Consider the following 19,812-nt stretch of genomic DNA (forward strand, 5'->3'; position numbering starts at 1 on the left):
AAAGTGATTTTTGGTGATTTGAGAATATCCCTGTTTTCAGGGATGGATAGCAAGCTTTTTTTGAAAAAATTTACAAGGTGTAAAAGAACCCAATAATCTGTAAAAAAACGACTTACAAGATTCTTTGTCTTTTTATGCAAAACCTAAACAATAAACCTATTAAATCAACATCTAATTTAAAACTCTATAAAATTAATTTCACATGAAGAAACTTTTATTGCTTGGTTCAATGTGGGGTCTCTGCTTTTTCTTAGTTAGTTTTCAAGCTCATTCGCAGCAAAGAGAAGTAACGGGAGTAGTAACCTCGTCAGATGATGGACTTACTCTTCCAGGGGTAAGTGTACTAGTAAAGGGAACTAGTCAAGGCGTGACTACCGACATTGATGGTAATTACAAAATAATGGTAAATAGGGGTGATGTACTCCGCTTTAGCTTTATTGGTATGATAGCCAAAGAAGTAGTAGTAGAAAATCAAAGTATCATTAACATGATCTTGGCTTCTGATGCAAAGACTCTTGAAGAGTTCGTTGTAGTAGGTTATGGTACACAAAAAAGAAGTGACCTAACTGGGGCAATTACAACTGTTGACACGGAAGTATTGCAGTCACGTCCAATCACAGATGTAGGAAGGGGTTTACAAGGCACGACTCCAGGTTTGACGATTACTTCTCCAAGTGGACAGATCGGGAGAAATCCCAACATCAGGCTGAGAGGTATGACAGGAACTTTAAGTAATTCTGCAGGTGCTCAGCCATTGATTTTGGTAGACAACGTAGAGATAGAAAGTCTTCAGCTAGTCAATCCAGAGGATATTGAAAGTATTTCTGTTCTCAAAGATGCTGCTGCTTCTTCGATATATGGATCTAGAGCTGCTTGGGGTGTTATTTTGATCACCACAAAATCTGGTGTGAAAGGTGACAAACCGAGAATATCTTATTCCAATAACTTTTCTTGGAATACGCCCACATATGCACCAGTGATTGCCAATGCAGCCGATGGGGCAGAGATGGCTTTTAGAGCTCTTCAAAGAACCAATCCATCTACCAACGTTTTCAGTGCTGTAGGAATGGCATTTGATCAAATAGGTATTCAAAAAATGAGAGATTGGGAGGCGCAATATGGAGGTCAAAACTTAGGGCCTGAAATGGTAATGGGAAGAGATTTTGAGGTAAGGGATGGAAGACTGTTTTTTTATAGATCTTGGGATCCTGCAGAGCTGTTTATGAGACAATGGACTCCTCAGCAAAAGCACGATATTTCAGTCTCCGGTGGAACTGATAAGACCAAGTACTATCTTGGAGCTGGTTATTTAGGCCAAGAGGGTGTGCTAAAAGTGAATCCAGATGAATTTAACCGATACAACTTGAACTTCAGTGTGAGTACTGAGGTGAATAAATGGCTCGAAGTAAGAGCAAAAGTACTCTATTCAGAGACACAATTTACCCAGCCATTCAACTTTGTAAGCGAAACATATGACCCTTGGTATTATATTTTTAGATGGCAAGCTGTTTATCCATACGGAACATATGAAGGTAGGCCTTTCAGAAACTCAATCTCAGAGGTAGAGCAAGCCAAAATGAACAATGAAAACAGCACAATGTCAAGGATCAATTTGGGAACTACCATAAGGCCAGCAAAGGGATTGAGCTTTAATTTTGATTATACATATAGCAATAATAATTCCCAGCTTCACCAGACAGGAGGTATCTTGTCAGCGTATAACTTTTGGGCAACAGGTGCAAACCTTATTTATGCCCCATACAGTGGGCCTGCTTTCAATAGAGTACAATATGATTCTAACCTAAGCAAAAGAAATACTGGTAGGGCATTTGGTACTTATGAACTGGATTTAGGAGAAGATCATTCATTTAAATTTATGGCTGGATCTGATGTTGAGACTTTTGAATACTGGGCGCATATGTCACAGAGAAGGAATCTTATGGATCCAGATAGAGGAGAGCTTTCACTGGCCACAGGTGATATGTTTGTCAGCGGAAGTAGAAATGAATGGGCTACTTTGGGTTTTTTCAGTAGAATGAACTATTCCTATAAGAATAAATTACTTTTGGAATTGAATGGTAGATATGATGGTTCATCTAGACTTTCTCCTACTCAAAGGTGGGCATTCTTCCCATCGATGTCAGCAGGATATGTGATTACTGAAGAAAAATTCATGCAACCTCTAGAGTCTGTACTTTCATTTATGAAACTAAGAGCTTCTTATGGATCCATCGGTAACCAAAATGCCTTTTTGGGAGATATCTATAGAATCATGAATTCTAGCAACTCAGGCTGGTTGGTAGGAAATGAAAACATGCTCACTGTGGCTACACCAGGAGCTCTGCCTGCTGCATTGACATGGGAGACTATCAGTACTTTGGATTTTGGTTTTGATGCGAGATTCTTCAAAGATAAGTTTGGGGTTACTTTTGACTGGTATAGAAGGGTTACAAGTGACATGCATAGTGCTGGTGTTGTATTACCTGCTTCTTTTGGTACTGCAGCGACCAAGCAAAACCTTGGTGAGCTTCAGACCACCGGCTGGGAGCTTGCAGTAGATTATTCGCACACTTTTAATAATGGACTTAGATTGAATTCTTCTGTAATGCTATCTGATTTCAAAGAAGTGATCACTGATTTTGCTGACAATAGAGGTGTACTTTCAAACAGGCCAGGAAGAGTATTAGGAGAAATTTGGGGTTTTGAAACTGACAGATTCTTTACAGCAGACGATTTTGTAAGAGATGCAAACGGTGAGTTTGTATTAGATAACGGCAGATACATCATGGCTGATGGAGTTCCTAATCAATCTTTCTTCGAAAGTGGATGGTTTTTCTATGGACCGGGTGATGTGAAATACAAAGATTTGAATGGTGATGGTAAAATCGATAGAGGTACCAATACTATCGATGATCCAGGAGACATGCGAGTTATCGGAAACTCAACACCTAGATATCAATATGGTATTAGATTAGGAGCAGATTTCAAAGGTTTTGACTTAAGCTTCTTTGTTCAAGGTGTAGGAAAAAGAGATTTCTGGGCTAATGGACCATTATTCGTACCAGGGTTTAGACCTGGGGAAGCTTGGTATCAGCATCAATTAGATTATTGGACACCTGAGAATCCAGATGCATTCTATCCAAGGCCTACAGATCATGGTCAGTCAAATAATGCTAGGAATTTCCTTCCTCAAACTAAGTATTTGTTGGACATGTCTTACACTAGATTGAAGAATGTGACTTTCGGTTATACCATTCCAACATCCTTGTCTCAAAGAATAAAAGTGGATAGGTTGAGGGTTTATTTCTCTGGGGAGAACTTATTTGAAATTGATAATTTGAGGCTGCCAATAGATCCTGAGACAGAGTATACTCCAGCAGGTTTGAATGATGCCGCTACTTTCGGTAGAGTTTACCCATTCCAAAGATCAATTTCATTTGGTGTACAAGTAACGCTTTGATGATTTCAGAAAAGTCAACTCCTATACAAAAACGGGATATTGACCGAAGCAATCACACCTAATAATTATTCTAAACTAGAAAAAAAATGAAAATCAAGATATTTGCAATTTTACTTACTACCCTAGTATTGGTAAGCTGCCAGGATGATTTCTTGGAAAGGCCACCACTAGATAGGCTTACAGATGAGACTTTCTGGGCCAATGAGTCCAATGTCAGGACTTTTGCATGGGGATTTTATCCTCAGTATTTCTCAGGATACGGGTCAGGATTCACTTGGGGAAGATTCTTCTCAGGACAATCATTGAACGATGACTTCTCGCCTAGCAGTCCGCCGCAATTCAGATTACAGCCAGTTACTGCCGCCACTGCTGCATATTGGAGATTCTCTTGGGTGAGAAAAGCTAACCTTTTCCATGATAGAATTCAGACTGTTCCGATGTCTGAAGAAGCAATCAATCATTGGTCAGGTGTTGCCAGGTTCTTTAGAGCTGTAGAATACGCACAATTGGTACAGCAGTTTGGTGATGTGCCGTGGTTTGGAGAAGAAGTGGATGATCAGAATCCAGAGCAACTTTTCAGACCTAGAGATCCTCGTGATTTTGTAATGGACAGGGTATTGGAAGATTTTGAATATGCAGCGCAATTTGTTAGACTTTCTGATGGAACACCAAAGCAGTCTGTAAACAAAGATGTAGTATTGGCGTATATGTCCCAATTCATGCTTTTTGAAGCATCATGGCAAAAGTATCACCTAGGAAATAACGAAAAGGCAGTTAAATATTTTCAAGCTGCTAAGTCGGCTGCTGATCAATTGATCCAGTCAGGCAGATATTCTCTTGGTAATTATCGTGAAGTGTTCAGCTCAGTAAATTTGGCAGGGAATCCGGAAGTGATTCTGTTCCGCCATTATGAAGCTGGAATGTTGACGCATGCCTTGATGAGTTATAATAACATGGAACCCCAAACAGGTGTTTCTAAAAATGCAATTGACTCTTACTTGGCATCTGATGGTTTGCCTATAGGTGTTTCTCCTCTTTACCAAGGTGATAGAACTAGAGAAGCTATTTTCGCAAACCGTGACCCTCGTATTAGTGAAACTTTCGTGACTTCTCAGTATAGATTAAATGGTATTTCTCCAAATTTCAGTACCACCGGTATTTCTACACACAAATATCTTAATGAATCATTGAGATTGTTACCTGAAGGAAGCTCGAGCTTGAATATTATTGATTCTCCAGTTATGAGATACGGTGAAGTCTTGATAAATTATTTGGAAGCAACAGCCGAGCTTGCATCTTTGGGAGGAACAGCCCTTTCTCAAGCTGATTTGGATAAATCTATCAATGTATTGAGAGCAAGACCAGGAATTAATCTTCCTGCTGTCACATTGGTTGGGGACAGATTTGCTGCAAATGGTGTAGCCTATGATGATCCTCAGAGAGACCAAAGTGTTTCATCTATTCTTTGGGAAATTAGAAGAGAAAGAAGGATTGAACTGATGATGGAAGGCTTTAGGTTGAATGACCTAAGAAGATGGAAAAAGTTGGAATATGCAGATACTCAAGCGAATCCTACGATCAATAGAGGTACATGGGTAACTAGAGCAGAATTTCCAAACTTACAAAGTGCTGTAGTCCTTTCTGAAGGTAATGAAGGTTATATCATACCAGCAAATGTTGCTGCTGCACAAAGAATCTTCAATAACCCAAGAGTATATCTTGATCCAGTTCCAATCGATCAAATAGCACTCTATGAAGAAAATGGAGTTGTATTGACTCAAAACGAAGGGTGGTAAGATATCAATAAGTTTATTTTTTTGGAGAGCTCGACATTCACACATAGGTCGGGCTCTTTCCTTTCTTATAGTAACTTAGATTTCAAAATTTAGATTTTAGATTTAATACATGAGACACAAGATATGAGATTTGAGACACAAGAAGCGTGGGAGATTCAAGACGCAAGATTCAAGAGAGAAGTGTGCTTTCAACGACTACGTCACCTCGACGGCAGGAGAGGTCTCGTCCCGTTTTTGTACAAAGAAGTGGGAAAATGAGCAGTGTAAGAAGGGATTAGTCATATCGAATTTACCTCAACAGAGGGAGGCGAAGTGAGATGTCTCCCAAATGGTCGATATGACTTGCCTATAAATTAGGGTATTAGCATAAAAAAGCGTTAAGTAATATCAAAATATGATATAGAAAATCCTATTTCATCACTATATTATAAAAGTATAAACCATCAACCAACAATGAAAATTAATTTAATCAGTATACTTTTTTCAACTTTGATCATTCTCGGAGCCAGCAATGCTCATGCTCAAGACAAAACAATCATCCCTCCACCTTTCATGGGTCAAGGAAGTGATTGGGTTGAGGCTACGTTTCAATCTATGACTTTAGATGAGAAAATCGCTCAATTGATTATGATTCCTGCTTACTCAAATAAGGATCAGGTTCATGTTGATTCGATTTCAAAGCTAGTCAGTAAGTATCAAGTCGGAGGAATCATTTTTTTCCAAGGAGGTCCAGTCAGGCAAGCAATCATGACCAATAAGCTCCAAGAAAAAGCAAAAATCCCGTTGATGATTTCAATAGATGGAGAATGGGGTTTAGGCATGAGGTTGGATAGTACGATGAGCTTCCCATATCAAATGTCTCTTGGAGGTATTTCGGATGAAGGATTGATTTATCAGATGGGAAAAGAGATCGCACTGCAATGCAGAAGGGTTGGCGTTCATGTGAATTTTGCCCCTGTAGTGGATATTAATAACAATGTAAATAATCCCGTTATCGGATATCGCTCGTTTGGAGAGCAAAAGGAAAATGTCGCTAGCAAAGCTTTGGCCTACATGAAAGGAATGCAAGACAATAAGGTGCTAGCGAATGCCAAGCATTTCCCAGGTCATGGGGATACCAATGTAGATTCTCACTATGGATTGCCTGTCATTCATTTTTCCAAAATCCGAATGAATGAAACTGAATTATACCCTTTCAAAAAGCTTTTTGATGAAGGTTTGGGAAGTGTGATGGTCGCACACATGAATATCCCTGCCTATGATGCTACCCACAACCTTGCTTCAACGCTTTCGAAGCCAATCGTGACAGATTTATTGAAAAATGATCTCAAATATGAGGGACTTGTCTTCACAGATGCACTAAATATGCAGGGTGTTGCCAAATTCTATGAACCTGGAGAAGTGGATATGAAGGCGCTTTTGGCTGGTAATGACATGCTTCTCAATACCATGAATGTCGAGAGGACTATCTTCGAAATCAAAAAAGCCATTGATAGAAATGAAATTACGATTGAAGAAATTGAAAATCGGGTAAAAAAAGTCCTTCAAGCGAAATATTGGCTTGGTTTGGATAAGTATGAACCGGTTGATTTGGAAAATCTCTATGAAGATTTGAACAATCCAAAAGCTCAAATGCTGAACAAAAAGTTGACGGAGGCTTCGATTACTTTACTTCGAAACCAAGATGACATTGTACCTATCAAAAATCTTGAAAAGCATAAAATCGCTGCTTTGGCAATTGGAACGGATGAAGAGACCATTTTTCAAAAGAGCCTAGTAAGATTTGGGGAAGTTGATCGTTTTTTCATCTCCCATAATGCAAGTATCGAGGAATTTCAAACATTGATGGAGCAGTTGGAAGATTATACGCTAGTGATAGCGGGTGTTCACAAACTTCAGATGAGGGCTGGGGCTTCTAGATTTGGGGTTACTTCTGAGACTAAGTTTTTTCTCAAAAAACTAATAGCACAAAAACCAACAATAGTGTCTGTTTTTGGGAATGTCTATAGTTTGGCAGAATTTGATCAGCTTAGCAAAGCGAGTGCAGTATTCGCTACATACCAAGAGTCTGAGAATGCCCAAGACATTGCCTCGCAGATTATTTTTGGTGCATTGGGAGCAAAAGGAAAGTTGCCAGTAACAGTCAATGCTGATTTCAAAGTCGGTGATGGACTAGAGACAAGTGGAGGCTTGAGACTTGGATATTCCTCACCAGAAGAGTTCGGTATGGATTCAAGGGATTTTGATGGGATTGAGACTTTGGTCAATGAAGCTATTACAAATGAAGCCATTCCAGGTGCACAGATATTGATAGCAAAAAGTGGAAAGGTCATCTTCCATGAATCATTTGGGATCCACACTTACGAGAGTAATGTGAAGGTAGCAAATGACCATCTTTATGATTTGGCATCTGTAACAAAGATCAGTACAAGTTTGGCGGCATTGATGAAGCTAAAAAGCGAAGGGAAATTTGATGAAAATGGCACTTTGGGAGCGTTTTTGCCAATGGCAAGAGGCACCAACAAAGAAAACCTCAAATACACAGATATCCTCACCCATCAGTCTGGATTGCAAGCTTGGATTCCATTCTGGAAGGAGACTGTCAGGAAAAATGGCAAATTCAAATGGAGTACTTTTAAGCATGACCAATCAGATAGATTTCCGATTTTAGTAGCTCAAGATTTATACATCCATAAGAAATACAAAGAAAAGTTGTATCGGCGAATTTGTGACTCACCAGTAGGTGAACAAGGGAAGTATGTCTACAGTGATCTGTCATTTATTCTAGCACCTGAAGTCATTAAAGCGATCACTGGGGAGGATTTTGAAGATTATTTACAAAAAAATATTTACAAAAAGATAGGTGCAAACTCCCTTACTTTCAATCCTTATCTCAAGTATGATTTAGATCAAATCGTACCTACAGAATATGATTCACTTTTCAGGAAACAATTACTACATGGCACTATCCATGATGAAGGTGCTGCCATGCTGGGCGGAGTGAGTGGACATGCTGGTTTGTTTGGAAATGCAAATGATTTGGCAAAATTGATGCAATTATACCTGAATGATGGTATTTATGCTGATCAGGTGATCATTGGCAACAATGTAGTGAGTGAGTTTTCGAAATGTAAATTCTGTGAAGAAGGAAACTACAGGGCTTTGGGGTTTGATAGACCGAGAGTTCCGGGAAGTGAAAATGGCAATGCAGCAAAAGATGCTCCTGCTTCCAGTTTTGGACATACAGGTTTCACAGGAACTTATGCTTGGGTAGATCCTGAAAATGAGCTTGTCTATATTTTCCTATCCAATCGCGTGAATCCTACAAGGGAAAACTCCAAACTTTCCCAATTGGGAACAAGAACCAAAGTCATGCAGGTAGCTTATGATGCGCTATCAAAAAGCGCTCAATAAACTGATTAAAATAACCTTATACATCCATGCGTATATTTCCAACAAAATTTACTTTAACCATTTCAATGTTTTTTTTGGCACTGGGATCCTACGCTCAGGATTTTAAGTTTGCCTTGGTTACGGATATTCATATAGGATCGCCAAATGGGGTGGCTGAAGAAGATCTACAAAGAACGGTGGATGATATCAACAAGCAGCCTGATTTGGACTTTGTATTGCTGACTGGTGACATTACCGAGATGGGTACAGAAGAGGAAATAGCCACGGCAAAATCGATTATTATTCAATTGAATATCCCTTACTACATTATTCCGGGCAATCATGACACTGGTTGGTCAGAGTCTGGTGGTGTTGGATTTATCCAAGCTTTTGGGGATGATAAGTTTGTCTTTGAGCACAAAGGATATAAGTTTATCGGTACTTCTTCAGGACCTTATGTGCGCATGTCAGACGGACATATTCCAAGAGATGCCGTCGTTTGGATGGATTCCGTGTTGCATACTACGCCCAAAGATCAACCAATCATCAATGTGAATCATTATCCACTAGACAAGGCACTTGACAACTGGTATGAAGCAACCGATAGGCTGAAGCAATACAATGTGCAATTTTCAGTTTGTGGGCATGGTCATACCAATAAAGTATATGACTTTGAAGGGATTCCTGGAATAATGAGTCGCTCAAATCTTCGGGCAAAGGATGAAGTAGGCGGATATCAATGGATCAGTATCAAATCGGATACAGCATATTTCCAAGAAAGAAATCCTGGAGTAGGAACCAAGGAGGTTTGGCATAAAATTGCTTTAGGAAAAAGAGAATTCGATGTAAACCAAACTTTTGAAAGACCGAGCTTTGAGATCAATGGAAAGTATCCAAACGTAGAGAAAAAGTGGTCGTATCATTCAGATGCAAATGTGATTTCTACGCCTGCTTATACTGATGGAAAGGTGATTTTTGGAAATGCTGTAGGGAAAATAGAAGCTTTGGACAAAGAGACAGGTGAAGTGATTTGGTCATTTGATACTGATGGCGGAATATTTTCTTCATCGGTGATTTCAAATGATTTGGTGATTTTGGGTTCTGGGGATGGAAATGTCTATGGGCTGGAACTTAATTCAGGTAAATTGATTTGGAAAAAAGCTTTTGAAAAGTCTGTCCTAGGTTCTCCAGAAATCTATGATGATCTAGTGCTTGTTGGTGGTAGCGATGGAACCTTTCGGGCGCTTGATTCGAAAACAGGAAAGGAGAAATGGGTTTATGATGGAATCGGAGGCCCAGTTGTTAGCAAGCCTTTGATTGATGGGGGAATGGTCGTATTTGGTGCATGGGATAGGCATTTGTATGCATTGGATATAGTCTCGGGGAACTTGCTCTGGAAATGGGACAATGGCTCACCCAATAGGATGTATTCACCGGCCATGTGTATTCCTGTGGCACATGATGGTGTGATCTATATCGTGGCTCCTGATAGGTTTTTGACGGCAATTGATGCTGAATCTGGGGAGACTCTGTGGCGAACCAATGAAGCTACCGTAAGAGAATCTATTGGGATTTCAGCTGATGGACGCTTGATTTACGGAAAAACCATGAATGACGAGATTGTCGCTTTCGAAACTGGAAAATCAGAAGCGAAATTAGCTTGGAGAATGGATTGTGGATTTGGATACGAGCATGTTCCTTCTATGCTGATAGAGCATGAAGACAAAGTTTATTTTGGAACTAAATCTGGGGTGGTTTACAGCATTGACCCAAAAAATCAGCAAATCATCTGGGCACACAAAGTTGATAATTCAATGGTGAATACTGTAAATGTGATTTCAGATACCAGTCTTATCGTAGCCACAATGGATGGGAAAGTAGAATGGCTGGAGTTTTAGAGTATTTACAGCACTCCAATCACCATATCAATATTTCGGATCAAACAGATTCATCCAACCATTAACTGAACTTGACCTAATTTGATAACTTGTCAAAAGTTTAGGACTTCTTTTTTGAGTTGTTTCAATTGTTAGTCCATTTAAATAGCAGTAAGAGAAGCGCTGCCCGTTTCATTTTTTTTAAGATTTTCAGTTTGGTTTCGAAAGTAAAGATAAATTGGGAGAAATTTAGCTGGCTCAGACAACCATTTTCCCATCAGCTGCATTTATTATTTTGTAAGCCAAAAGTATTTGATTTGATCGACATAGACCTTATACAAGATGCAAAAAAAGCAAAGCCTAAGGCGCAAAGAAAAATCTTTGAGCTGTTGGGAAAGCCTTTATTCATGCTTTGTTTGAGGTATGTGAAAAATCAACATGATGCCGAAGAAATTCTCAGTGCAACATTTACCAAAGCTTTTGGCAAGCTTTCGAGTTTCGAACCTCAAGGAGAAGGGTCATTTGAAGCTTGGATCAGAAGAATAGCTGTAAACGAGTCTTTGATGTTTTTGCGGAAGCGAAAAAATGCCCCACTAACCATCGAGCCAGATGAAAATGTGGCAGAACAAAGTGAATCAGCAATAGACAAACTCAGCAGTCAGGAGCTTTTCGAATTGATATTGAGGCTTCCTGAGGGATATAGAACAATCTTCAACCTTTATGAAATAGAAGGATATTCACATGCTGAAATTTCCGAAAAACTTGGTGTAACGGTTGGGACTTCCAAGTCTCAGTTGAGTAAAGCAAAAGCGTATTTGAGAGAAATAATCACCAAACTAGGACTGAACCATGCATCCTGATAGAAAAAATATAGACCATCATGTAAATCTTCCAGAAGGAATAGAATTCCGCCAAGATGCAATATGGGGTCAAATCAAACCCAAAAGCAATCACAAAAAACCATACTTCTGGTGGATAGCGGCCTCGGTAGCTCTGATTGCCTCGGTTGGAATCTTTTTGTTTTCAGAAAGTGATGATTTTCAGGAAAATCTATTGATGACTGAATTTGAAAATCAAGGGGTAGAAATTATACCACTTCCTGAAGTGGAAAAGCCAGCATCTGTAAGTCCTAATGAAAATCCTGCCTTGATCAAAGAGTCGAAAACTGTTCCAATAAAGAGTGAACCTCTAATTCACGAATTTAAAGATGCTGAAACTAAAAGGCTAAGTAATTTCCTGACAGAAGTGGTCGATAATGACACAACTGACAGTGTCCAACCAACAGAATCAAAAGCAGCTGAGATCCAACTTAGTCCAGCTGCCCAGAGATTACAGGCTAGCTTGGATAAGGTGAATCCTAAATCTGAGGTTAAAGAAAAAATAATTCTCCAGCGTTTTACATTGGCAGAGTTTCTCGGTGCTGACAAAAATATAGACTTAGCTAAGGAAAGTAATATAAACCAAGAATCAATTTTAAGCAGATTAAAGTTTATTGAAAATGAAAAAAATTAAGTTTCTATTTGTCTTATTAATTTGTTTTTTTTGGATTGAGAGTATCGCCCAAAATAATACAGAATTTAAATCTCAGCGAAAATATAGCAAAAGTTACGATGAGGAAAACCTGAAATTACTTGAATCCAATGACACACTTAATGTATTTATAAATGGAGAAAAGAAAGTTACTTTTCTTTGGGACAATATTTCATATTTAAATCGATTTGAAGGCTTTGAAAAAGAAATAGATACGCTTTTTATTTTGTTTGATCAATTAGACTTAGATTTTGTAAATAATGCGTACGATATAACTTTTAGTCCACAGACAAAAGAGCTTTTGATCAAGAAACATGATAGTCAAAAATTAAAGGCAGAAAATGATCAAATAATCCCTCTAGTTAGACATACACTAACTTTCGTTTATAGAAAAATCCATAAAGGTGAAGTAAAACTTTATTTGGGTGAGATTGATGAATTAAAGGTTTGGAAAGAAGCAGGCCTAACGGAAAGGATTAAAAATCTCTATGAATTAAATGACTGGAAAAATAAATACTTTACAAATGTATTTAGCAAAGATTTAATTATAAAAGAAAATGGTGAACAAGAAGTAATTACCTATAAAAATATTGAAAGAAGCAAGACTTTATCTTTTCATTTAAATATGGGGGTCAACGTAGTCGCCAATAATTTCCCTGCTGTCACGGAGTTTTCATTAATGTATAATTTGGGGCGATCTAATAAGCGGCTGGGCTTAGATCTTGGGTTTGGTTTGTATCACAAGAATTTTAGCTTTGTTTCAAAAAATGATGATAATAGTTTTTCAATCACAAATGATGGCTTCCTTGGTGCAGGTATTAACGTAAGCCCGCAGCAAAACATATATTCTATTCGATATGGACGATTAATAGGATCAAATAATTCATTTTTCAATACATATAGAAATAACCTCGGTTTTGAAGTAGGAATACGTGGTCCGTTTAAAGTTAATCTTGACTATATATCAGAAAAAATGTTCTCAGGAAGGACAATGATTGCTTTTGGTATTACCACAAGATTTTTCTAAACTTATTCTAATACCTCCCAACCCCAAATGCATCAATCAAGATTCCCGCAGGTTCTTTTTGGTGGATTTGGGTAAGGAGTTTGCCAGTAGCAGGAGCCATGGAAATCCCCATCATTCCATGTCCAGATCCTACAAGGACATTCTCTAGGCCTGGTGCCTGTCCGATGTATGGTAAGCCATCAGGTGAGCATGGTCTGAGTCCTTTCCAAATCTTGTCGGGCTCAGGGAATTTGGATTGGAAATCGGGATAATAGCGATTGATGGACTCAAATATGCCTCTGACCCTGTTGAGATTGATATTTTCATTGACACCAGCTATTTCCATTGTTCCTCCGAAACGAATGTTTTTGCCATATGGGCTTACAGCTACTTTTGTCTCAGTCAAAATCGCAGCTTGTTTGATTTCAGGCTGGTTTTCTTGGATGAAACTGTAGCCTTTTCCGCCCATCATGGGCAACCTAAAACCCAACATTCCAGCCAATTCACCAGTCCAGGCACCGCCACATAGGATAAACTGATTCCCCTCTATGGCACCTTCATCTGTGATTACCGAAGTTACTTTTCCAGCAGATTTTTCAAAACCTCTGACTTGAAGGTTGGGTTTGAAATTGACTCCTTGATCGGTTAGATATCTCTTCAGAAAACTATACAAAGCTGTAGGAGAGAGATGTGCATCTCCTGGAAATAAGATTGCACCCCTAGCATTGACTTGTATATTTGGTTCTATTTTTTGAATATCAGCAGGGCTTAATATCTCTGCTTCAAGCCCATGTTTCCTTGCAAGATGTGCAAATTCAATTTCCTCTTTTTCCACCTCGGGGGTTTGATAGAGCATCATTAGTCCCTTTTCCGCCAATTCCAAATCTGAATCAATATGCTCTAGTTTGAAATCCTGATAAAGGGATTTGCTCAGCAGGCTAATGTTTTTGAGATAGGGAATACTTTTTTCCACATGTTTGGCATTGGCCGATTTATAAAATAGCCAAGACCACTCCAAGAGCTTTTTGTCAAATCTTGGATGGATGTAAAATGGGCTTTTGGAAGAAAACATCCAACCAATTCCCTTGCTGATCATTCCTGGCGCAGCCAAAGGGATAATATGGCTGGGCACAATCATTCCGGCATTGCCTGTGGAGGTATTGGTCAGCATGTCACTCTTGTCGATGACAACAACTTCTACACCCTGCTCTTGCAGATAATATGCCGTAAAAAGGCCAACGATGCCGCCGCCGATAATGATGGTTGGTTTCATTTTTTGTACAAAATAATAATTACCATGTACAAAGTACTTGGCGCTTAGGTTTCTGATGGTATTAATAGAGAAAGATAAGCATTTTGGTTGTATGCATTCAACTTCTATTAAGCTACGAATATAAGATTTCTTGTAAGGATAGAGGTGGAGAAGGTTGACGAAAAATGGTATTGTATTGATGGGTGTTGAGGCAGCTCTTTGTCGATTTCACTATAGCTTTTTGATTCTAATAGTAAAAATATCGGATAATTTATCTAGTGTATTAGTAAAAATATCGGATAATTTATCTATCGTAATAGTAAAAATATCTAATATTTTAGCTATAATTGTGTTAATAAAGACTGTTGCCATGAAAAGAAAATTGTTTGATAAACTCTTGAAGCATTGTTTGAAGAAAGAATTTACGGTATTGACAGGAGCAAGACAAACGGGTAAATCTACTTTGCTAAAAGATCTCGAACAAAACCTTAAAAGCAAAGGAGTGCCTACTTTATTTGTGAATCTTGAAAATAGAATCCTTTTAGAGGACTTGAATTTTTCTCCATTGAATTTACTGGCATATTTGCCGACAACAGAGCAAAAAGTAACTGTCTTTATTGATGAAATACAATATCTAAACGACCCCTCCAATTTTTTGAAATTGCTTTATGATGACCACAGCGATCAAGTCAAGATTGTTTGCAGTGGTAGCAGTGCTTTTTATATGGATGATAAATTTAAAGACTCATTAGCTGGGAGGAAAAGAATTTTCAGAATCAATACTTGTGATTTTGAGGAGTTTTTGATGTTGAAAGACAAAAAGTCATTAATAGATGAAATCCAAAGAATACAAGAAAATAAAACCTACAAATCAGTAAAGATAGAATTGATAAGATTGGAGTGGGAAGAATATATGCTTTTTGGTGGATATCCTGCCGTGGTGATAGAATCAGATATCGATGAAAAGAAAGAAATTCTTAAAGAAATAAGGGATTCATTTGTGAAAAGAGACATCCAAGAGGCGGGAATCAGAAATGAAGAAGTGTTTTTTCAACTTATGAAACTGATAGCGTCACAATCAGGGCAATTGGTGAATATCAATGAATTGGCAAATACCTTGAGGGCTAGGAATGAAACTATTCAAAGCTATTTGGATGTCATGCAAACATGCTTTCATTTATCTTTGGTTAAACCATTTTATGCAAATCTTAGAAAAGAACTCACCAAAATGCCAAAAGGATACTTGATGGACACAGGCTTGAGGAACTGCTTGATCAATAATTTTCAGCCTTTAAATATGAGACTAGATAAGGGTGAGCTATGGGAGATGGCTGTTTTTAGAATGTTGGTTGACAAGCATGGGGAGGATGCTGTTCGTTTTTGGCGAACTGCTGATGGAAAAGAAGTGGATTTTATTATTCCTGATATGCAGCCACCAATTGCTATTGAAGCCAAATTTGATCAAAACCAAATCAAGCCAAAGAAATACAGTTATTTCCAAGAAAATTATCCTCAGTTTAAACTTGGATTTGCTACGCTAAGTCCTTGGAGTGAGGATTTTTTCCGGATGGAACACTGATTTCACGGATTATACAGATAGTTGCAGATGAAAAATCCGTGACCATCTGCGCTATCAGCCTTATCCGTGTTTCATACTCTACACAATATGAAGTACATGAAAAAAATTAATGGAACACTGATTTCACGGATTATGCAGATAGTTGCAGATGAAAAATCCATGACCATCCGCTCTATCAGCCTTATCCGGGTTCTATTCTCTAAATTACCTGAAAGCCATGCACATAAGGATCGTCATCATCTAAGATAATTGTATTGTACCCATACACTTTTGCCCAACCTTCTATACTTGGAATGATGGCGGGCTTGCCAGCGATTTCGGTGACTTCTTCTATCCTTCCAGTGAATTTGGATCCGATAAAACTCTCATGGATAAAATCATTTCCTGGTTTAAGTAATCCCTTGGCAAACCACTGTGCCATTCTTGCCGATGTACCTGTGCCACAGGGAGAGCGGTCTATGGCTTTGTCGCCATAAAAAACGGCATTCCTTGCCGTGCTGGTAGAGTCTAAGGTTTTTCCAGTCCATAATACATGGGAAAGTCCTTTGATCTGTGGATGTTCGGGATGAACGAATTCGTATTTTTCATTCATCTTTTGTCTTAAGTTTCTCGCCATGGAAATCAACTGCTCTGCCCTGTAGTGTTCCAGTCCCGGAAAATTCTGCTGAGGATCAACGATACAATAAAAGTTACCACCGTAAGCTACATCAACAGATAGTTTGCCAAGCTCTTCAGTTTCGATTTCCAACCCTTCTGCGGCTAGGAAGCTTTTTACATTGGTTAGTTTGACAGAAGTTACCTTATTTCCATCCTGTTTGTATTCCACCAAAACCAATCCTGCCGGAGTTTCCATTTTTAAAAAGCCAGATTTCTTAGGTTGAATCAGCCCTTCTTCAATAGCAATAGTGATTGTCCCAATAGTCCCATGTCCACACATTGGCAGGCAGCCTGAGGTTTCGATAAAGAGCACCGCCAAGTCATTTTCAGGATCATGTGGAGGAAAAAGCATGGAGCCAGACATCATATCGTGACCTCTTGGCTCAAACATCAATCCTGTCCTGATCCAATCTAGGTTTTCCAGAAAGTACTGACGTTTTTCGAGCATATTACTGCCTTTCAAAAAAGGAACGCCACCTGAGACTACTCTTACCGGATTGCCACAAGTATGGGCATCTATGCATTGGAAGGTTTTTTTCATGGTTAAATGATTTAAGGATATTGGATATTAAGATATTGTTTGATTCATTGGATTAAAAATTTCAATGAATATCTACCAAAATCGCACGGCAAATACCCATCATTATAAAGAATCCAATATTCAAGAATATCAACAAGTATCTATATATTTTATGTGTATCCGCTTTCTAGCACGTAGCCAAGCAATAGAATATTGGATGAACGATTTGTGGTTCTGTTGTCTGTGAACTGTTGTCTGATGACGAGTATCCGCAACTTACAAAGTTACTTCTTACCCTACGTGCAACATTGCGGATACTCATAATATATTTTATTGGTTCAAACAGCTTGCAGTCCAAGATACTTTTCCATATCAGAAAAATCTTTATCATGATGAAGAAGTTTTATATTATTGTTGATGCAGAATGTGGCAATTATTACGTCTATGGTTTTTCTTATTGTAACACCTTTTTTTCTCAATAATCTATAATGTTCTGCCGAAAGTAAAGCTGTTTCTTTTGAACATAAAGAGAAATATGGTAAGGATTCTAACGCCTCTTTTGCTATTTGGAACTGTTTGTCATTTTTAAATCCCTGTAATACCTCCACCAAAATCAAATCCCCAGTCACTAGCACTTTATTCCCAAGGAGCTCATATAGTTTTTCTACATGTTCTTCTTCTTTTCCATTGAAGAAATCTATCCAAACTGATGAATCTACTAGTATCATTGGTCAAATCTCATTTTTTCTAAATCCCCATTCCAGGTTAACTTTCCTCTTAATTTTCGGATTTTACTTTGTTGATTTAATTGAATGATCAACTTTAAGCCCTCTTCAACAGTAGCTTTCTTCGTTTTATGACCTGTGACCTTCATGGCTTCAGAAATCAAATCTTCATCTATCTCTATGTTTGTTCTCATTTATGTGTGTGTTTTTTATAAATATACACATAATTTGAAATTTTGGTTTTGTTATAATATAAAACAGGATAGAAATACATTTGAATAAAGTTGAAATATTTCATAAAGTATATTTCAAATCTTTTTATTAATGTGAAGGTCAATATTCACAATTTTCGCACGGCAAATACCCATCATTATCTGTTTCAAGATATTTTGTCGAAGCTATATTTCACTGATAGTTCGCCGAACTAGTGTACTATTAAGTAAAGACATAAATTCCGCGAGAGAACACAAATTTCCAATAATATCGAGAACCAAATATCCATTAATATCTATTATTGAGTTCCCCATCAATCATCCTCCAGATCCCCAATGGATTACTTTCTTTTAATGCGTCTGGCAAAAGCTTTTCTGGCATGTCTTGAAAGGCGATTGGTCTGGCGAAACGCTTGATAGCATATGCTCCAACAGAGGTAGAGCGACTATCTGAAGTGGAAGGATAGGGGCCGCCATGTTGCATAGCATATCCTACTTCAACGCCTGTTGGGACGCCTTTGAAAAGCAGCCTACCGCATTTTTCCTCTAGAAGATTGATAAGCGCTGATTTTTGAGAAAGCTCTTCCTCCTCTCCCCAAAGGGTTATGGTCAACTGTCCTTGAAGTTTGCGGGCAATGGCAAGTAGTTCCTCCGAATCTTTATATATTACCACTATCGCAAATGAACCAAATACTTCTTCTTGAAATAGGTCATCTTCCAACCAATCATTTGCTGTAATTTTTGCCAAAGCAGGATGGGCTTTGATGATGTCTTCGGCAGAATTTATTTGTAACCACTCAAGCTCTTCCTTGCTTTTTAATTTGGCAAGTGAATCATAGTAAGCTTTTGCTATGCCTTCATGTAACATAGGCGCAGCGGCAATCTCTTTGATTTCCTTTTTGACTGCATTGCAAAATGCATCTGTGTGGATTTGCGGTACCATGATCAATCCTGGATTGGTACAAAACTGCCCTGCTCCCAAAGTGAGTGAGCTTACAAAAGATTTTGCCAAGCCTTCAATGTTGGATCCTAATTTATTTTCTAATGTAATAATTGGGTTTACAGAACCCATTTCTGCAAAAACAGGAATTGGTTCTTCCCTTTGATTGGCGAGATCGAATATGGCTTTACCACCCTTATATGACCCCGTAAATGCAACTGCCTTAGCCATGCGGTGCTTTACTAACTCTTGTCCCTCTTCAACTCCACCTTCTATATGTGTAAAAAGCCCAAATGGAAGTCCTGAATCTGCCACAGCTTTTGAAATCAATTGTCCAACCAATTCTGATGTCTTGGGGTGTGCTGGATGTCCTTTGTAGATGACGGGACATCCTGCTGCCAAAGCAGAAATAGTATCACCTCCTGCAGTAGAAAAAGCCAATGGAAAATTACTAGCACCGAAAACTACCACTGGTCCGAGTGCAGTAAGGAATCTTCGGAGGTCTGGCTTAGGTGCCGGGGTTCTTTCTGGATTTGCATGATCTATGACTGCTTCTACCCAGCTTCCTTCTTCCACCAAGTCAGCAAATAGCTTGATTTGTCCTACTGTCCTACCTAATTCTCCAGTAATTCTCCCCTCTGGTAAGTTTGATTCACTAGATGCCAATGGGATTAAGGTGGTTTTTTCAGCTTCGATATTTGAAGCTATTTTTCTCAAAAAACCCGCTTTGCTTTTTCCCGAGATTTTTTTGAATTGCAAAAATGCTTCTTGTGCGTCTTGGAAAATATGGTCGTAGTTCATGGATGATTGTTTTAGTTATTGGTTGAATAGTGGATTAAGTTATTTTTGGGCAAATTCTCTGCTC

At 38.5% G+C, this 19,812-nt stretch carries 13 protein-coding genes; 8 read left to right on the forward strand and 5 right to left on the reverse strand.

Annotated elements, in window-relative coordinates; translation table 11 throughout:
- The first annotated feature begins 202 nt into the window (after window positions 1-202).
- The 7 genes from MM213_RS06315 (at window position 203) to MM213_RS06345 (ending at window position 13,083) form a co-directional block, all read left to right on the forward strand.
- On the forward strand, window positions 203-3,460 hold the full coding sequence (locus MM213_RS06315) for a SusC/RagA family TonB-linked outer membrane protein (RefSeq protein WP_241410641.1): 3,258 nt from the start codon (window positions 203-205) through the stop codon (window positions 3,458-3,460).
- A gap of 86 nt (window positions 3,461-3,546) precedes the next feature.
- Entirely contained in the window at window positions 3,547-5,256 is a 1,710-nt protein-coding gene (locus MM213_RS06320) for a RagB/SusD family nutrient uptake outer membrane protein (protein ID WP_241410642.1), read from the forward strand.
- A gap of 453 nt (window positions 5,257-5,709) precedes the next feature.
- Window positions 5,710-8,670: a serine hydrolase domain-containing protein gene (locus tag MM213_RS06325; protein WP_241410643.1), complete on the forward strand. Its 2,961-nt coding sequence runs from the start codon at window positions 5,710-5,712 to the stop codon at window positions 8,668-8,670.
- 26 nt (window positions 8,671-8,696) lie between these two features.
- Window positions 8,697-10,547 (forward strand): outer membrane protein assembly factor BamB family protein, encoded by a 1,851-nt coding sequence (locus MM213_RS06330; RefSeq protein WP_241410644.1) that lies wholly within the window; start codon window positions 8,697-8,699, stop codon window positions 10,545-10,547.
- Between the two features lie 296 nt (window positions 10,548-10,843).
- Window positions 10,844-11,386 (forward strand): RNA polymerase sigma factor, encoded by a 543-nt coding sequence (locus tag MM213_RS06335; protein WP_241410645.1) that lies wholly within the window; start codon window positions 10,844-10,846, stop codon window positions 11,384-11,386.
- Window positions 11,376-12,038, forward strand: a complete 663-nt coding sequence (locus MM213_RS06340; RefSeq protein WP_241410646.1) for a hypothetical protein — start codon at window positions 11,376-11,378, stop codon at window positions 12,036-12,038. Before MM213_RS06335 ends, MM213_RS06340 begins: the two co-directional genes overlap by 11 nt.
- Window positions 12,025-13,083, forward strand: a complete 1,059-nt coding sequence (locus MM213_RS06345; protein WP_241410647.1) for a hypothetical protein — start codon at window positions 12,025-12,027, stop codon at window positions 13,081-13,083. Before MM213_RS06340 ends, MM213_RS06345 begins: the two co-directional genes overlap by 14 nt.
- A 7-nt stretch (window positions 13,084-13,090) precedes the next feature.
- Here the strand turns inward: MM213_RS06345 and MM213_RS06350 are convergent, their stop codons facing one another.
- A complete protein-coding gene (locus MM213_RS06350) occupies window positions 13,091-14,335 on the reverse strand; it encodes an NAD(P)/FAD-dependent oxidoreductase (RefSeq protein ID WP_241410648.1) in 1,245 nt (414 codons plus the stop codon).
- 349 nt (window positions 14,336-14,684) lie between these two features.
- Between MM213_RS06350 and MM213_RS06355 the strand changes: the two genes are divergently transcribed.
- Complete coding sequence (locus MM213_RS06355; RefSeq protein WP_241410649.1) at window positions 14,685-15,893, forward strand: ATP-binding protein; 1,209 nt, start codon at window positions 14,685-14,687, stop codon at window positions 15,891-15,893.
- A gap of 199 nt (window positions 15,894-16,092) precedes the next feature.
- Here the strand turns inward: MM213_RS06355 and MM213_RS06360 are convergent, their stop codons facing one another.
- The 4 genes from MM213_RS06360 to MM213_RS06375 all read right to left on the reverse strand — a co-directional run bounded on the left by MM213_RS06360 (window position 16,093) and on the right by MM213_RS06375 (window position 19,748).
- Complete coding sequence (locus MM213_RS06360; RefSeq protein WP_241410650.1) at window positions 16,093-17,091, reverse strand: 4-hydroxyproline epimerase; 999 nt, start codon at window positions 17,089-17,091, stop codon at window positions 16,093-16,095.
- A 317-nt stretch (window positions 17,092-17,408) separates the two neighbouring features.
- On the reverse strand, window positions 17,409-17,798 hold the full coding sequence (vapC, locus tag MM213_RS06365; protein WP_241410651.1) for a type II toxin-antitoxin system VapC family toxin: 390 nt from the start codon (window positions 17,796-17,798) through the stop codon (window positions 17,409-17,411).
- A complete protein-coding gene (locus tag MM213_RS06370; protein WP_241410652.1) occupies window positions 17,795-17,989 on the reverse strand; it encodes a type II toxin-antitoxin system VapB family antitoxin in 195 nt (64 codons plus the stop codon). The genes vapC and MM213_RS06370 overlap by 4 nt, the downstream gene beginning before the upstream one ends.
- A 307-nt stretch (window positions 17,990-18,296) precedes the next feature.
- Window positions 18,297-19,748: an aldehyde dehydrogenase (NADP(+)) gene (locus MM213_RS06375; protein ID WP_241410653.1), complete on the reverse strand. Its 1,452-nt coding sequence runs from the start codon at window positions 19,746-19,748 to the stop codon at window positions 18,297-18,299.
- Window positions 19,749-19,812: the final 64 nt, after the last annotated feature.

The organism is Belliella alkalica (assembly GCF_022549785.1).
Classification (GTDB): Bacteria; Bacteroidota; Bacteroidia; order Cytophagales; family Cyclobacteriaceae; genus Belliella; species Belliella alkalica.

Excerpts from the sequence above, each read along its gene's own strand:
- MM213_RS06315 (WP_241410641.1), top strand. The coding sequence starts at position 203 with ATGAAGAAACTTTTATTGCTTGGTTCAATGTGGGGTCTCTGCTTTTTC.
- MM213_RS06320 (WP_241410642.1), top strand. The coding sequence starts at position 3,547 with ATGAAAATCAAGATATTTGCAATTTTACTTACTACCCTAGTATTGGTA.
- MM213_RS06325 (WP_241410643.1), top strand. The coding sequence starts at position 5,710 with ATGAAAATTAATTTAATCAGTATACTTTTTTCAACTTTGATCATTCTC.
- MM213_RS06330 (WP_241410644.1), top strand. The coding sequence starts at position 8,697 with ATGCGTATATTTCCAACAAAATTTACTTTAACCATTTCAATGTTTTTT.
- MM213_RS06340 (WP_241410646.1), top strand. The coding sequence starts at position 11,376 with ATGCATCCTGATAGAAAAAATATAGACCATCATGTAAATCTTCCAGAA.
- MM213_RS06345 (WP_241410647.1), top strand. The coding sequence starts at position 12,025 with ATGAAAAAAATTAAGTTTCTATTTGTCTTATTAATTTGTTTTTTTTGG.
- MM213_RS06350 (WP_241410648.1), bottom strand. The coding sequence starts at position 14,335 with ATGAAACCAACCATCATTATCGGCGGCGGCATCGTTGGCCTTTTTACG.
- MM213_RS06355 (WP_241410649.1), top strand. The coding sequence starts at position 14,685 with ATGAAAAGAAAATTGTTTGATAAACTCTTGAAGCATTGTTTGAAGAAA.
- MM213_RS06360 (WP_241410650.1), bottom strand. The coding sequence starts at position 17,091 with ATGAAAAAAACCTTCCAATGCATAGATGCCCATACTTGTGGCAATCCG.
- vapC (WP_241410651.1), bottom strand. The coding sequence starts at position 17,798 with ATGATACTAGTAGATTCATCAGTTTGGATAGATTTCTTCAATGGAAAA.
- MM213_RS06370 (WP_241410652.1), bottom strand. The coding sequence starts at position 17,989 with ATGAGAACAAACATAGAGATAGATGAAGATTTGATTTCTGAAGCCATG.
- MM213_RS06375 (WP_241410653.1), bottom strand. The coding sequence starts at position 19,748 with ATGAACTACGACCATATTTTCCAAGACGCACAAGAAGCATTTTTGCAA.